This is a genomic window from Corynebacterium diphtheriae (assembly GCF_001457455.1).
GTDB classification, from domain to species: domain Bacteria; phylum Actinomycetota; class Actinomycetes; order Mycobacteriales; family Mycobacteriaceae; genus Corynebacterium; species Corynebacterium diphtheriae.
In genome coordinates, this window is sequence record NZ_LN831026.1 from 1805889 (window position 1) to 1821698 (window position 15810).

Genomic DNA, 15810 nt, shown 5'->3' on the forward strand with positions numbered 1-15810 from the left:
GAACTAACTACAAATGCTGGGTGGTGAGCAACCCGCGCTTCATGCGCTCAATGAGGTTCTTTCGCAGGTACAGCAAGTACCACCACACTGCGATGTACACGATGGCCATGATGCCCATGGACACGTGGACGAAAAATCCCGCCAGCGCAAACACCTGAATAGCGATGTTCGCTCCTAGCGCCCATTTCTTTCCTTGGAGGAAAGACAATAGCAACATCACGGTGGATACCGCAGTAACGTACACCCAGTTTGGAGTGGTCCAATATGCGCCGTTATCAACGCGCAGGATCACGGTGAGAACGAGATAGAAGGAGATGGCCTCCATCATCATCGTTCCAGCCATGACTCCGCGAAGACCTTTCATGGGGTCTTTCACCGGCGCATGTCCTGGACCTAACGGTCCATATTGCTCATCACTCATACGGGGTCCTTTCCAAACAGGGTACGGGCCTCACCCGCAGTGACCACAGAGCCTGTGACGATTACACCGGAACCGGATTGCACCTCGGTATCTTCGGCGAGTTCCACTGCCAGTTCGACTGCCGACGGCAGCGAGTACGCCACGTGCACGCGTTCTTCGCCAAAGATGTTGCGTGCTTCCTCGGCGAGGTCGTCGGCAGCAAGAGCGCGTGGCGAGGAGTTGGTGGTCACCACGATCTCGGATAGATGAGGTTCCAGGGCACGCAACACGCCCACGTAGTCTTTGTCGCCAAGCACTGCTACCACGCCAATGAGGCGCGAGAAATCGAAGTCACGCTCCAAGGCTTTGCCCAATGCGGCAGCACCGTGAGGGTTGTGGGCAGCGTCGATAAATACCGTGGGAGCAGTGCGCACCCGCTCGAGACGACCTGGGGACTGCACGGTAGCAAAACCTTCGCGAACCGTATCAAGGTCTAGCTGGCGGCCAGCACCCGCACCGAAGAAAGCCTCCACAGCAGCCAAGGCGGTCGCTGCGTTGCGGGCTTGGTGCTCGCCAGAAAGTGGCAAGAAGATGTCAGGGTACTCGCCACCTAGGCCACGAATACTGATCTGTTGACCACCAACCGCGATAGCAGCATCCATCACCCCAAATTCCACACCGGCGCGCGCCACAGAAGCATCCACGCTCACGGCCTGTTCAAGGATCACGTTCATCGCCGCGGGATCTTGCTCCGCAACGATAGCGACGTTATCCGGCGGGGTCAGCAGGTCGGAGGCATCCCAACGGGACTTGATGATGCCAGCTTTTTCAGCAGCGATTTTCTCGATGGTATCTCCAAGAAAATCAGTGTGGTCCAGCCCCACGGGCATAACCACAGCAACATCAGAATTGATCACATTGGTGGCATCCCAGCGACCACCCATGCCCACTTCCACCACTGCAACGTCCACTGGTGCGTCTGCAAACGCAGCGTAGGCCATGGCCGTGAGCACTTCGAACTTGCTCATCTTGGGGCCACCGTTGGCCTCAGAATGAGCGTCGACCATCTCCACATAGGGTTTGATCTCGTTCCACGTACGTACGTAGTCACGTGGGTGGATCGGCTGGCCGTCGATAGCAATGCGTTCGGTGACCAGCTGAAGGTGCGGGCTGGTGGTGCGTCCCGTGCGACGGTGGAAAGCACGCATGAGGGATTCGATCATGCGTACCGTCGATGTTTTGCCGTTGGTTCCGGCTACGTGAATAGCCGGAAACGCATGTTCTGGATGACCCAGCAGATCCATCAACATCTCCACGCGCTCGAGCGTGGGGTCAATTTTGACCTCGGACCAGCGCTGGTCCAGCTCCGCTTCGACGGTGGCCAAATCCATGAGGTCATCGGCCGTGATCTCGCGCGGGGCGGGTGCTTCGGTGTCCGCGTTGACGTCGATAGGCAGCGATAGGCCAGTCTCGTTCAGGGAGACTTCTCCGAGGTGGAGATCCTCGTCTTTCACTTCAGCTCCTCAAGACGTGCACTGATACGTGCCACTTCTTCTTGGGCGATCTGCTGACGCTCGCGAATCTTTGCCACCACGGCCTCTGGTGCCTTGGCCAAGAAAGACTCGTTGCCGAGCTTCTTCGCGGTGGTTTCGAGTTCCTTGGTCGCTGCTGCGAGGTCCTTATCTAGGCGCTTACGCTCTGCTTCCTTATCGACGGTTCCCGAGGTGTCCACGGAAATCTCGATGGTGGCTTGGCTCAAACGCACCTCAATGCTTGCCGACGCCGCGAAGTCCTCCGCAGGCTGATCCAATCGAGCAAGAGAACGCACGAGGTCTTCTTGTGCTGCCAGATCAGCAGCAGCAAAGTCCACAGCACCTGGAACCTTTTGAGAAGGCTTCACACCTTGATCAGAACGGAAACGACGAATCTCAGTGACCAGCTTTTCCACATCAGCCATGCGACGTGCTGCCACCTCATCGGTTGCAACCCCACCGTTGGTCATAGCAGCCGTAGGCCACTCGGCAACGTTGAGGGACTCGCCATCCGTCAACGCCTTCCACAGCACCTCGGTGACGAATGGCATTGCTGGGTGCAGCATGCGCAGCAACGCATCGAGCACCTGACCCAGAACGATTTGGGTGTTGCGGCCACGAGCCTGCTCTTGTGCAGATGCTGCCTCCATGTCGCGTGGGATCTGCACCTTGGCGATCTCCAAGTACCAGTCGCAGAACTCACCCCATGCGAACTGGTACAACGCCTCGTTACCCTTGGCAAACTGGTAACGGTCGAAGTAGTCGTCAACAGAAACACGGACTTCTTCAAGGCGATCAAGGATCCAACGGTCTGCGTCAGTCAGCTCGCTGCGCTCCGGCAGCGTGCCCACCTCCGCACCATTCATCAGTGCGAACTTGGTGGCGTTAAACAGCTTGGTAGCAAAGTTACGAGAGCTCTGTGCAGAATCCTCACCCACTGGCAGGTCAACACCTGGGTTTGCGCCACGGGCCAAAGTAAAGCGCAAGGCATCAGCACCAAAGCGCTCCACCCAATCCATTGGATCAATGCCGTTGCCCAAAGACTTACTCATCTTGCGGCCCTGCTCATCGCGCACAAGCCCGTGGAGGAACAAGTCGTTAAATGGAATCTGTGGGCGACCGTCGGTACCCTGCCCCAGGATCTCTGGGGTGGTTTCACCTGCAAGGGTGCCAAACATCATCATGCGGGCCACCCAGAAGAACAGGATGTCGTAAGCGGTGACCAAGACGGAGGTTGGGTAGAACTTATCCAGCTCAGGGGTCTTATCTGGCCACCCCATGGTAGAAAATGGCCACAGCGCCGAGCTGAACCACGTATCCAGCACGTCGGGGTCTTGCTCATAACCTGCCGGTGGCTGCTCATCAGGGCCAACGCAGACGATGTCGCGGTTGCCCTCAGCGTCTTCTGGGCCGTACCAGATAGGAATGCGGTGTCCCCACCACAGCTGACGAGAAATGCACCAATCGTGCATATCATCGACCCAGTCAAAGTAGCGTGGCTCGGACGACTTAGGGTGAATAACGGTATCGCCCTCGCGGATGGCGTCGCCAGCCATGGTGGCAAGCTTTTCCACCTTGACCCACCACTGCAAAGACAGGCGTGGCTCGATAGGCTCACCGGAACGCTCGGAGTGACCCACGGAGTGAACATAAGGACGAACTTCCTTAACGATGCGGCCCTGCTCCGCAAGCGCCTCGCGAATCTTCACGCGCGCTTCGAAGCGATCCATGCCGTCGAACTGGGTGCCGGTGCCAGCAATGTGGCCGGTAGCATCCATGATGTTCGGCATGTCCAGATTGTGGCGAAGGCCCAATGCGTAGTCGTTAGGGTCGTGTGCTGGGGTGATCTTAACGGCACCGGTGCCAAATTCTGGATCCACGTAGTCGTCGGCAACAACGATCATCTGACGATCCGGCAGGAATGGGTGCGGCAAGGTGGTACCAACCAGATCGGCGTAGCGCTCGTCGTCTGGGTGGACAGCCACGGCTACGTCGCCAAGCATTGTCTCTACACGAGTGGTAGCCACGATCACGTGCGGCTCGTCGTCGTTAAGCGAACCGTAGCGGATAGAGACTAGCTCGCCCTCGACGTCCTTGTACACGACCTCGATGTCGGAGACAGCGGTTTCTAGGATCGGCGACCAGTTAACAAGACGGTTCGCCTGATAAATCATGCCTCGGTCATACATCTGCTTGAAGATGGTCTGGACCGCACGCGACAGGCCTTCGTCGAGAGTAAAACGCTCACGCGACCAGTCAACGGAATCACCAATAGCACGCATCTGGGTGCCAATGGTGCCGCCGAACTTACGCTTCCATTCCCAGACGTGCTCGATAAACTCTTCACGGCTGTAATCCCAACGGGACTTGCCTTCAGTTTCCTTGAGCATTGCTTCGACCTTGGTCTGGGTGGCAATACCTGCATGGTCCATGCCAGGAAGCCACAAGACCTCATAGCCTTGCATACGCTTACGACGCGCGATGCCATCCATAAGCGTGTGATCCAACGCGTGCCCCATGTGCAGCTGACCCGTCACATTCGGAGGAGGCAAAACAATGGAAAACGCCGGCTTGGAGCTCGATGGATCCGCCGTAAAGTATCCCTTTTCTACCCAGCCCTCATAGAGGTCTTTTTCAACTGCCTGTGGGTCCCAAGACTTTGGGAGTTTGTCAGCGCGATTAGTCATGGGGACTATCTTAACTGTCTTTTGATGTGAAGCTGAACGAGAGCCCACCACAATGCGTGCGATGGGCTCTCGTTGTACAACAGTGCGAAAAAGATTAGCCGAGCAGATCCTTGACTGCCTCGCGCTCCTCTTCCAGCTCGGTGACGTTGCGAACGATGCCGTCCTTCTGGAAGTCGCTGAGCTCAAGATCCTGAACAATCTTCCACTGCCCATCCTCAGAGATGGTTGGGAAGCCGAAGATCAAGCCCTCAGGGACACCATAGGAGCCATCGGATGGGATGGCAGCGGTACGCCACTGGCCGTCGGTGCCGTTGATCCAATCATGCATGTGGTCGATTGCAGAGGATGCTGCCGACGCTGCCGACGACTTGCCGCGAACCTCAATGATCTCAGCGCCGCGCTTAGCAACACGTGGAATGAACTCGCCGGTGTACCAATCGTGATCAACCAAGCCGGAGATTGCCTCGCCGCCAATGGTTGCGTAGGTGATGTCAGGGAACTGGCCTGCAGAGTGGTTGCCCCACACGACGAACTTTTCGATGTCATTCTTGTCGCGGCCGAGCTTCTCAGACAGTTGAGCGATACCACGGTTGTGGTCTAGACGCATCATGGCGTTGAAGCGATCTGCTGGGATGTCTTTGGCAGCGTGCTGTGCAATCAAAGCATTGGTGTTAGCAGGGTTGCCCACAACGAGCACGCGGATGTCATCAGCAGCGTTGTCGTTGAGTGCCTTGCCCTGTGGTCCGAAGATCTTGCCGTTTGCGGTCAGCAGATCTGCACGCTCTTCGCCCTTGCCACGTGGCTTCGCGCCGACAAGGAAGGCTGCATTGGTGCCGTCAAAAGCAACTTCTGCTTTATCAGTGACCACAATGTTTTTGAGCAATGGGAAGGCCGAGTCAAGAAGCTCCATGGCAACACCTTCTGCGCCGCCAATTGCCTGCGGGATTTCCAGCAGCTGCAATTCAACTGGAGTGTTCTTGCCGTACACGTCACCGTTAGCAATGCGCCACAACAGTGAATAGGCGATCTGGCCAGCAGCACCGGTTACGGCAATCTTCTTTACTGATTCGGTCATCTCGAATCCTCTCCTTATTTCAGTCTCGCGATCGCAGCGACAACGTACATGACAACAACATCAAGCATTCATTTGTTGTGAACTGCGTCAAACAACACCATCCAGAGTAACCTGTACTGCTCATTTTTGCTTGCCCGATTTTAGAAAATCTTGCCCACATCCCCTAAGTTTTTCATCACATGTGAAGTAGAACTCACATAAATCAACACAATTGCCTACCACCCCGAACCCACACGAACCACCCCAACCCGTACATCCACCCTAGGAATCGACTCCTTAATACCCCCGAATTATCCTCAGAATCCACCCCTATGGTCGCGTATCTCCTACAAGGAACCACTTTCGGCTATCTTAACCAGTGAGGTTCGTTGCTTTTCACACAACAAAAGCACGGACTTTTGTAGTGAAGCAGAGAAAAGAATTTTTTAAGAGACAGATCAACGTTCATCTGCCTCATCCCCAGGTCGCACAAGGAGCAGAACGTGAACGAATCTTCGACCCATGACTCAGTCGCAGACGACCCAACGGAAGTCTCCACCGACACCGTCCTTGACATCGCACTCTCCCTATTTTCTGAGCTCGGATTCTCGGACGCCAAGCTAGAAGCAATTGCTAAAAAATCGGGCATGTCTAAGCGCATGATCCACTACCACTTCGGCGACAAACGAGGCCTGTACATCTGCTGCTTGGAAGAAGCAGTACGACGCCTGCGCCCTACCGCCGAGGAAATGTATCTGGCCAGCGCTGTGCCCGTCGAGGGTGTACGCACCATCGTCGAGGCAGTATTCCACCGCTACGTTCAGCACCCAGAAGCTGTGCGGATGCTGCAGATGGAAAACCTACACCACTACGGCAAAGTGGCAGAGGCCAGCCCACTGTCTGACCAATCAGCTATTACGCTACAGCTCGATCGTCTGCTGATGCTCGGCCAAGATGCCGGCGCATTCCGCCCAGGCATTTCCGCACAAGATGTTTTTACCCTGATTGCATCGATCGCAGTGTTCCGTATCAATTCTCGATCGACCACGCTGAACCTCTACGGCATTGACATGATGAATGGCGATAACACCGACGGTATGCGTCGTATGGCAGTCGATACGGTGCTGGCGTTTTTGACGTCTAATTTAAAGAGCGCTGATGAGGATAGCTACCTCAGCCGCCCGTTGCTCAGCACTGTCACTGAACACGTGGATGAGGAGGGCTCCTACGAAGTAGCTGCCGACCCCTTCTCTTAAAAAAATTCTTTCCCCCTGTTGAGGAGAAGATAGCCTTAGGCTGTCTTCTCCTCTTCGTCTTTCTGGCTGTGCAAGATCATCTCGGGTTCCTGCAGCCCTCGAACTGCGGCCTCGTTGATACGCACCACTGCGACATCCTCACGGTCAGGGATGTCATACATCACTGGCACTAGGAGTTCTTCCATGATCGCGCGAAGTCCACGCGCACCCGTACCACGGTCGATGGCCAGATCGGCGATGGCTTGCAGTGCCTCGGGATCAAATTCTAGATCTACGCGATCCATATCAAATAGTCGTTGATATTGCTTGACCAGTGAGTTTCGTGGCTCGGTCAGCACCTTAACAAGGGAAGCTTGGTCCAAGTTGTTGACGGTAGCCACGATGGGAAGACGACCAATAAATTCTGGGATCAACCCGAATTTGACCAAGTCTTCGGGTAGAACATCGCGGAACACATCGACTGCATCGGTGTCTGCTTTTGTGGTCAACTCAGCGCCGAAGCCAATACCCTTTTTGCCGCGACGTTCTTCGATCACTTTTTCTAGACCTGCAAATGCACCGGCCACAATGAACAAGATGTTGGAAGTATCGAGCTGAATAAAGTCCTGGTTGGGGTGCTTACGCCCACCCTGAGGCGGGATAGAGGCCACGGTACCTTCGAGGATTTTCAGCAGTGCTTGCTGGACGCCTTCGCCGGACACATCGCGAGTAATCGATGGGTTATCCGATTTACGGGAAATCTTATCTACCTCGTCGACATAGATGATGCCACGCTGGGCGCGCTGAACATCAAAGTCTGCTGCCTGCAGGAGTTTGAGCAAAATGTTTTCTACGTCTTCGCCCACGTAACCGGCTTCGGTCAGTGAGGTGGCATCGGCGATCGCGAAGGGGACGTCGAGAAGCCGCGCAAGAGTTTGGGCGAGGTAGGTCTTACCGGATCCGGTGGGTCCCAACATGAGAATGTTGGATTTTTGGAGTTCGGTTTCTTCCTCCGAGGCACGCTTGTGCGTCGTGCGTGATTCCTCAGCACGCACCCGCTTGTAGTGGTTGTACACAGCCACCGAGAGGATGCGCTTGGCATCATCTTGACCGATCACGTACTTGTCCAAGAAGGCGGAAATCTGTGAAGGTCGAGGCAGGCGGTCACCGTTATCTTTGGCTTCTGCTGCCGACGAGTTGAGCTCCTCTTCGATGATCTCATTGCACAGCTCGATGCATTCATCGCAGATGTACACGCCGCCACCGGCGATGAGCTTCTTCACCTGTTTTTGGCTCTTCCCGCAGAAAGAACATTTGAGGAGATCAGCGCTTTCTTGCATACGTGTCATAAGAGGTAGGAGTCTCTCAATTCTTAAGGGGTGCGTTCTCTACGGCATTCCCGTAAAGAGGAAGTTCGATGGTAATTGCAGTTTCCTTCATTACCAAACACCTCAATACTCTACTGGGTGCGTCAAACTAAGTGGGCGCCCGACTGTCATACTTGGGCGATATTCTCCTCAGATTGTGACAACCATCCGCGTAGCAACGCACTGCGCTGGGGATTGTTGGGAAGTGCTACCTCATCAATGTGCGTCACGGGGGTCACGCCGTGGAGGGAGTTCACCGCCCACAGGTTGAGTTTCTGTGCCTCGGGCACTGTCAAGGCTGCAGTAACTACCATTTCGCCTTGGGCGCGAGCGCTGTTGATCAGTAGGGATTCGGTTACAGATTCCAATCGGGCTGGGGCCATGCTCATCCACTTGGTGCCGTCCCAGGCGATGATGGCGGCTGTGGTGGTTTCGGCAATCACACCGGCTGGGGTGACCAAGAGGACGTCGTCAGTAGTGGTACTGCCCCGCAGTTCGGCGAGGTAGTCGAGGTCGAGGCCTTTGTACTTCGGGGTGGGGCGTACTGCCGCCACCGAGGTCAGCGTTGTGGTGCCGCGTAGCTGAGGGGCGGGCCGAAGCGCGATACGTAGTTCGGTGGGTGTGGCTTCAAGGCGCGGGAACCACTGCCCTGTGGCGGGGATGCTTCTGAGGGCCTCTGCGAAAAAGGCGTCGAGTTGCTCGTGGTGGGCATAGCCGTGTTCTAGGCAGGCGGTGCGGAAGCGGTCGAGGTGCAGTTTGAGTCCGCGGGTTTTCCCGTCGTTGACGAGGAAAGAATCGATGATGAGCGATTGTGGGAAATCTTGCCCGAGTAGGTCGAGAAGCACCCGGGATTTTGTGGTGATTTCTGCCCATTCTTCGGCGGAGTCTGAAAGCGCGATGATGGCACCTCCTACCCCATAGCTCAAGGTGGTGGGTGTGAGCACGACGGTGCGGATGACCATAGCAAGATCGGTGCGGAGATCGTCGCCGATATAACCAATGCATCCGGAGTAAACCCCGCGTTGTTTGCCTTCGAGCTCGGTGATGAGGTGCATGGTGCGGTGTTTGGGCGCCCCAGTCATTGAACCGCCTGGGAAGGTGGCGCGTAGGACGTCGATAGGCATGCTGGTGGGGCGAAGTTGCCCTTCGACGGTAGAAATCAGCTGGTGCACGGTGGTAAAGCTGTGCAGTGCACATAGTTCTGGCACGCGGACGCTGCCTGATTCGCAGACGCGGGCGAGGTCGTTGCGCACGAGGTCGACGATCATGAGGTTTTCGGCGCGGTCTTTGGGGTTGGTGCGCAGATCGTCGGCCAAGGCGCGGTCTTCTTCGCGGTCGGCGCTGCGTTTTCTGGTTCCTTTGATCGGTGAGGACGACACCATGCGGTCGTTCATGGTGATAAATCGTTCTGGTGACGCGGAAATCACTGCTACATCATCGGTGACAACCAGCGAACGCATAGGCGCAGGTACTGCGGTGCTCAGCGCTTGATACATTGCCGCCGGATGAACCTCACCGTGTACTTCGGCAAATAGTTCGGTGGTCAGGCAGACTTCATATGTTTCGCCGGCTCGAATCGCTTCTTGGATTCGCTCGATCGTAGCCATGTAGCGTTCTCGGGAGTCGCGTACGTGCAACCGCCCGATACCAGTCGGGTTGAAACTCGGCACCGTGGGCACGCTTTTCGACGCCGCCACGACCGCATCCCGTAACCGGCCCCAGCGCGAACTCGGCGCGGTGATTTGGGCACGATCCCCACGGATCGCAATAACTTCCGTGCAATACATCATGGCAGTCGTGGGAACTTCCGCCGGCTTTGGCGCATGGACCGCAGTGCCAAAGGTAGCGTCGTTAGCCTCGTAGCCAATGTAGCCGTACCAACCCGGCGGCGCCCATGCCTCCGGGGCCACCGAAATACCAGAAACTTCCAGCTCCTCAATGTGGTGCGCTACCTGCCCACTCGGAATCGCAATGATAGCCGTGCCTTCAAATTCCAGCAGTGCTCCCCTGCCGCCCAACGCATGGAAAAGCTCCACAGGGCTGCAGCAAAGCTCCACTTCATCGGTGCGATACTGCGGTGTACATAGGTCAACGAAGCGGTCAATGATCTCCACACCGAAATCGCCGGCGATCGATTCCGGATGAAACTGCACTCCCCACCATGGGCGGCTGCGATGACGTATCGACATCACAATCCCCTCGGGATTAGAGGATGTGACTTCCATACTGGGTGGTACTGTGATCGCGGCGAGCGAATGATAGCGGACGATCGAAAACGTCTGAGGTAGACCAGCAAAAAGCTCATCGGCGGCAACAATATTTAAGGTATCTACGCGTCCGTGGACAGCCTCCGGCGCACGATCAACGCAGCCCCCTTCGCTTGTGACCATCAGCTGCATACCTAAGCACACGCCCAGCACTGGGCACTGTGCTGTTTGTAATACCCACGCGCTTATGCCGACGTCTTCTGCCACGCTGGGATGCCCTGGACCTGGTGAGATGACTATTCCGTGGTAGCGGTCTAGATCAATGTCCTCTGGGGATACGTTGTTGGTGACCACGTGGGTGCGGGCCCCGCAGCGGTGGAGGTAGTCGACGATGTTGTAGGTGAAGGAATCGAAGTTATCCACCACCAAAATATGCGCGCGTTGCATAACCCCCGATTGTTCCTTGTGCCACCCTATCGACGCAAAAATCCCCAGACACGCACGGGGGTTCCTGCGGGGTCTGGGGATGAGAGCTTAGCCGTTAGCCGTTGAGCTTGCGGTAATCGAAGACCTGGTCCACGATGCCGTATTCCACAGCTTCCTCAGCGGTGAGGATCTTGTCACGGTCGGTGTCGATACGCACCTGATCAGCGCTGCGGCCGGTGTGGCGTGCCAGCGTTTGCTCCATCAAGGTACGCATGCGCTCGATTTCCTTTGCTTGGATCTCCAGATCCGAAACCTGCCCTTGGGTACCTTGGGTTGCTGGCTGGTGAATCAGCACACGAGAGTTAGGCAGGCAGGCGCGCTTGCCTGGTGCTCCTGCGGCAAGCAGCACAGCCGCTGCGGATGCTGCTTGGCCAAGGCAGACAGTGCGAACGTCGGGACGCACGTACTGCATCGTGTCGTAAATCGCCATCAACGAGGTAAAGGAGCCACCTGGGGAGTTGATGTACATGGTGATGTCGCGGTCAGGGTCGAGGCCCTCGAGCACCAACAACTGCGCCATGATGTCGTTTGCCGAGGTGTCATCCACCTGGGTACCGAGGAAAATAATGCGCTCCTCGAACAACTTGGCATAAGGGTTTGTTTCTTTAGTGCCATACGCGGACTGCTCAATAAACGATGGCAGTACGTAGCGAGCCTGTGGCATCTGCATTCCGTTGTTATTCATATCGGTGTTACTCCTGCCTAGTTAGAAAGCGGGCCCTGCGCGGACTCAATAACGTGGTCTACGATTCCGTATTCCTTTGCCTGCTGTGCAGTAAACCAGCGGTCACGGTCAGAATCCTTAGTGATCTGCTCAAACGACTGACCGGTGTGCTCGGCAATAAGCTCAGCCATCTCACGCTTCGTCTGCGCGAACTGCTCAGCCTGAATAGCGATGTCAGCGGCGGTGCCACCCACGCCTGCCGACGGCTGGTGCATCATAATGCGAGCGTGTGGCAATGCGAATCGCTTGCCCTTGGTACCGCCAGAAAGCAAGAACTGGCCCATCGACGCAGCCAAACCCATGCCGTAGGTAGCAATATCGCACGGCGAGTACTTCATAGTGTCGTAAATAGCCATACCTGCGGTAACGGAGCCACCTGGGGAGTTAATGTACAGCGAGATATCGCGCGTAGGATCTTCTGCCGAGAGCAGCAAGATCTGTGCACACAGCTTATTAGCGATCTCGTCATCCACTTGGGTGCCTAGGAAAATAATGCGCTCACGCAATAGGCGCTCATATACCGAATCGCTCAAATTCATTCCGGCACTTGCCTGCGCCATGCGAATCTGGTCAGTCATTCCCGTGCTCCTTTTTCATTAGACTTGCTCACGATCTTTATAACAAATGCAACCCTAGGGTACCTGCCGTTTGTTCCACATAGCTTCTCTGTTCGCTCTCAGCGTCGAAGCCCTGCAGTGTACGCAAAAGGCCCAGCCGAGGCTGGGCCTTTCACAATGAAGAAATTACTCAGAATCCTCTGCGGACTCTTCTTCCTCACCGAAGTACTCGCTTGGGTCAACAGCGTTGCCCTCGTCGTCCTTCACGGAAACACGGCAGATAGCTGCTGCCAGTGCCTTGCCGCGACGAACGTCGGAGAACAGGTTGCCGATCTGACCGGACTGCTGCAGCTGGGTGATGAACTGGTTAGGGTCCATACCGTAGGACTGAGCGGTGAACAGAATGTGGTCGGTCAGCTCCTGCTGAGAAACCTCTGGCTGCTCCTGCTCTGCCAAAGCGTCCAAGAACAGCTGGGTGCGAACAGCTTCCTCGGAGTTCTTGCGGTTGTCAGCATCGAACTGCTCGCGGGAAGTACCCTGAGCCTCGAGTGCAGCGTTGAGGGCAGCCTCGTCGCCGCCAACCTGGTTGAGAAGCTGGTGCAGCTGTGCGTGGATCTGATCCTCGACAACACCTTCTGGCAGCTCGAAGGTTGCCTCTGCGAGGGCAGCCTTGAGAACTTCGTCGCGAATTGCGGTAGCCTGCTCAGCCTTTGCCTGCTCAGCAACCTGCTCTGCGATGGATTCGCGCAGCTCTTCGACGGTGTCGAACTCAGAAGCGGTCTGAACGAACTCTTCGTCGAGCTCAGGAAGCTTGCGCTCCTTGGTCTGCTGAACAGTTACGGTAACAGCAGCTTCCTTGCCCTCATGCTCGCCAGCCTTCAAGGTGGTGGTGAACTCAGCGGACTCACCGGCCTTAAGACCACGCAGTGCGGTGTCCAGACCATCGATGAGGTCGCCAGCGCCAACCTGGTAGGACATACCCTCAGTGGTAGCCTCTTCCAGCTTCTCGCCATCGATAGCAGTCTCGATATCGATGATGGCAAAGTCGTCAGTCTTCAGCTTGCGCTTGGTGTCCTTCAGCTCACCGAAACGCTCACGCAACTTATCGATCTGCGCATCGATTGCCTCGTCATTAGACTTAAGAGCAGGAACCTCAACCGCGAAAGCGGAGAAATCAGGAACGGTGATCTCTGGGCGAACATCAACCTCAGCGGTAAACTCGACAACCTCGTTGTCTTCCAGCTTGGTGATGTCAATGTGTGGCTGGCCGAGAACGACAAGCTCGTTTTCTTCCACAACCTGCTGGTAGCGGGTAGGCAGCATATCGTTAATGACCTGCTCGAGGACTGCGCCGCGACCGATGCGGGCGTCGATAAGCTGGCGTGGGGCCTTACCGCGACGGAAGCCAGGGATGGTGATCTGCTGAGCCAAAGCCTTGTAAGCCTGGTCGATCTCTGGCTTTAGCTCCTCGAAAGGAACCTCTACATTGAGCTTAACGCGGGTCTCGCTCAGCTTTTCGACGGAACTCTTCACGAGTAACTCTCCTGGTCGTTTTTTATAGGGGATAGTTGAATTAGAAAAATCCCTCCACCTATATTCAAGTGGAGGGATTTTTGTCGGGACGACAGGATTTGAACCTGCGACCCCCTGCTCCCAAAGCAGGTGCGCTACCAAACTGCGCCACGTCCCGTTTTTCTTTCCTGTTGAACCTTCAGAACCTTGTGGGCTCTTCCGTGTCCGAGGGGAAACTTTACATAACCCACCGGAAAAAAGAAAATCGCCAGCTCAAGCATACTTTTGAGGGGTTTTAAACCGTTCAAGAATGTGCACTGCACCGTGACAACCACTCAATCGCTCTCATTTCGCGAGACATTTCTCCTCCTCGAATTCAAGACCTCAAAAATCCAAGGTCGGCATTTGGGTGCAATTTTCACGTCCTGCGGTTTTCGAAGTCTTGAGTTCGAGGAGGCGAAAATAAAAAAACCGGCGCTTCTAGCTAAGAATCGAATCTCAACTAGAAGCGCCGGCAGTGGAGGGAATGACGGGAATCGAACCCGCGTCTTCAGCTTGGAAGGCTGAGGTATTAGCCACTATACGACATTCCCACAGGCATTAACTGCTGTGCGAACAACCTTAGCGCACAGGGGTATGGAATTTCAAAATCGGCAGTTTTACCACCGCCCCACCAACCGAGACTCCCCAAAAATTTCAGGTGAATCAACATTGCTAGCATGTTGTTTGCGCGGGAAGTCAAGTTCACCCCTACTTTTTAACCCCGTTAGGTATGACAAAAGTTTGAATAAGCCGCCCTACCAGCACTTTTAGACCAGAAATAATTAGTTAGATATTATATAACCCCATGCACCCGAAGATCATTGATTCTGACACAGGTCGAGAGCTGTGGACAGCTGTCGAATGCGCTGCCTTCTCCGGCACCGCCCGAGGTACGTTCACAAGCTACGCCGGACGCGGGCGCGCACCAGAGCCCGTCACTAAGTTCCATGGTTTGACACTGTGGGATTCCGACCACGTCAAAGAGTGGGTCGAGAAGCGGAAAGCTAAGAGTGCCGCTCAACAAAAGAAATCCTCCGAGTAGATAATGCAATAAAGTTCCCCACGCACACCCCCTAGGTGAGGCGCGTGGGGAACTTTCTGCGTTCTGCACCGTTTACATAGTTAACAGCGCGGCCGCTTATGTATGCGGCCGCGGTCAGTTGCTCAATTGGTATAAGGAATTCGATCATGATCGCTTTGCTTTTGGTTGCCATCGTTGTCGGTGGCCTTGTTGTTGTGGTTTCTAAATCCGGCGGTTCGAGCCAAAAGCAGCAGGCCGTTCAGTTAGATGATGCTATTACCGAGGCACGGCGGTGGATTGATCGTCTGGGTTCACAGGTTCTTTCGCTCAGCGGCACGGATTCTGCCTCTACGCAGGCGTTGGCGGATGCATCGGAGCGTTTCAATGCGGCATCCTCGCAGATTAGTCAGGCTCAGTCGGTGCGTCAGGCGGAGTTGGCACGTGAGTCAGCTTTGGAGGGTTTGCACTATGTGAATGCTGCCCGTGAGATCATGGGGCTTCCTGCTGGCCCTGAGTTGCCTCCGCTGGAAGGCCAGCGTGCCGCTGGCAAGGTGACGGAACAGCGCACCATTGAGCACGAGGGTCATAGTGTGACTGCCTCCCCTACTGCTACTGCACAAACGCCTAACTACTACCCAGGCGGTATGGTTGCCGGCCGTCCGGTTCCTGCTGGTTGGTATTCCGAGCCATGGTGGGCTGGTGCAATGCGTTCGGGTATGTGGACTGCAGGTTCTGTCCTATTGTTTTCTTCCCTCTTTAACGGCATGTCTGGTGTGGGCTATAGCGCGCATGCTTTTGAGTCTGGTTATGGAGACGGCTTCCAAGATGGCCTTGCTGCAGCAGAGGGCGCGGGTGATGCAGGTGATGTAGATGCTGCAGGTGACTTCGGTGATATGGGCGATGGTCTCGGGGGTTTTGATGGATTCGATGGTTTTGATTTCGATTTCTAGTTCATAGTCTTTGACATGCTTGAAGGGGTGTGCCGG

12 protein-coding genes and 2 tRNA genes are annotated in these 15810 nt (G+C 55.6%); 3 read left to right on the forward strand and 11 right to left on the reverse strand.

All coding sequences use genetic code 11. The features are described from left to right. Window positions 1–7: 7 nt before the first annotated feature. The 4 genes from AT687_RS08655 to AT687_RS08670 all read right to left on the reverse strand — a co-directional run bounded on the left by AT687_RS08655 (window position 8) and on the right by AT687_RS08670 (window position 5694). Complete coding sequence (locus tag AT687_RS08655) at window positions 8–421, reverse strand: DUF4233 domain-containing protein (RefSeq protein ID WP_010935332.1); 414 nt, start codon at window positions 419–421, stop codon at window positions 8–10. Further along, a complete protein-coding gene (folC, locus tag AT687_RS08660; RefSeq protein ID WP_014319258.1) occupies window positions 418–1914 on the reverse strand; it encodes a bifunctional tetrahydrofolate synthase/dihydrofolate synthase in 1497 nt (498 codons plus the stop codon). The genes AT687_RS08655 and folC overlap by 4 nt, the downstream gene beginning before the upstream one ends. Next, the gene (locus tag AT687_RS08665) at window positions 1911–4619 is read right to left on the reverse strand and encodes a valine--tRNA ligase (protein WP_003852470.1); all 2709 of its coding nucleotides are present in this window, start codon (window positions 4617–4619) and stop codon (window positions 1911–1913) included. Before AT687_RS08665 ends, folC begins: the two co-directional genes overlap by 4 nt. Window positions 4620–4713: 94 nt before the next feature. After that, a complete protein-coding gene (locus AT687_RS08670; protein ID WP_014310721.1) occupies window positions 4714–5694 on the reverse strand; it encodes a malate dehydrogenase in 981 nt (326 codons plus the stop codon). A gap of 482 nt (window positions 5695–6176) precedes the next feature. Here AT687_RS08670 and AT687_RS08675 point away from each other — a divergent pair, with 482 nt between their 5' ends. Further along, a complete protein-coding gene (locus AT687_RS08675) occupies window positions 6177–6929 on the forward strand; it encodes a TetR/AcrR family transcriptional regulator (protein ID WP_010935336.1) in 753 nt (250 codons plus the stop codon). A 35-nt stretch (window positions 6930–6964) separates the two neighbouring features. On the opposite strand, the gene clpX is transcribed toward AT687_RS08675, so the two are convergent. From clpX to AT687_RS08710, 7 genes are all read right to left on the reverse strand, one after another. Beyond that, on the reverse strand, window positions 6965–8257 hold the full coding sequence (gene clpX / locus AT687_RS08680) for an ATP-dependent Clp protease ATP-binding subunit ClpX (protein WP_010935337.1): 1293 nt from the start codon (window positions 8255–8257) through the stop codon (window positions 6965–6967). 146 nt (window positions 8258–8403) lie between these two features. Then, the gene (gene pabB / locus AT687_RS08685) at window positions 8404–10929 is read right to left on the reverse strand and encodes an aminodeoxychorismate synthase component I (RefSeq protein ID WP_014319259.1); all 2526 of its coding nucleotides are present in this window, start codon (window positions 10927–10929) and stop codon (window positions 8404–8406) included. A 94-nt stretch (window positions 10930–11023) separates the two neighbouring features. Beyond that, window positions 11024–11653 carry an ATP-dependent Clp protease proteolytic subunit gene (locus tag AT687_RS08690; RefSeq protein ID WP_014307190.1) on the reverse strand — a complete coding sequence of 210 codons (630 nt, stop codon included), beginning with the start codon at window positions 11651–11653 and terminating at the stop codon, window positions 11024–11026. Window positions 11654–11670: 17 nt separating this feature from the next. Beyond that, window positions 11671–12270, reverse strand: coding sequence for an ATP-dependent Clp protease proteolytic subunit (locus AT687_RS08695; RefSeq protein WP_003852476.1), 600 nt, complete (start codon window positions 12268–12270; stop codon window positions 11671–11673). A 165-nt stretch (window positions 12271–12435) separates the two neighbouring features. Further along, complete coding sequence (tig, locus tag AT687_RS08700; RefSeq protein ID WP_014319260.1) at window positions 12436–13782, reverse strand: trigger factor; 1347 nt, start codon at window positions 13780–13782, stop codon at window positions 12436–12438. An 83-nt stretch (window positions 13783–13865) separates the two neighbouring features. Beyond that, window positions 13866–13939 (reverse strand) — tRNA-Pro (locus AT687_RS08705). Between the two features lie 340 nt (window positions 13940–14279). Then, window positions 14280–14354 (reverse strand) — tRNA-Gly (locus tag AT687_RS08710). 254 nt (window positions 14355–14608) lie between these two features. On the opposite strand from AT687_RS08710, the gene AT687_RS08715 reads away from it, so the two are divergent. Together AT687_RS08715 and AT687_RS08720 are read left to right on the forward strand one after the other, a co-directional pair. Further along, on the forward strand, window positions 14609–14845 hold the full coding sequence (locus AT687_RS08715) for a hypothetical protein (protein WP_003852480.1): 237 nt from the start codon (window positions 14609–14611) through the stop codon (window positions 14843–14845). A 146-nt stretch (window positions 14846–14991) separates the two neighbouring features. Beyond that, a complete protein-coding gene (locus AT687_RS08720) occupies window positions 14992–15774 on the forward strand; it encodes a hypothetical protein (RefSeq protein WP_014319261.1) in 783 nt (260 codons plus the stop codon). The last annotated feature ends 36 nt before the right edge of the window (window positions 15775–15810 follow it).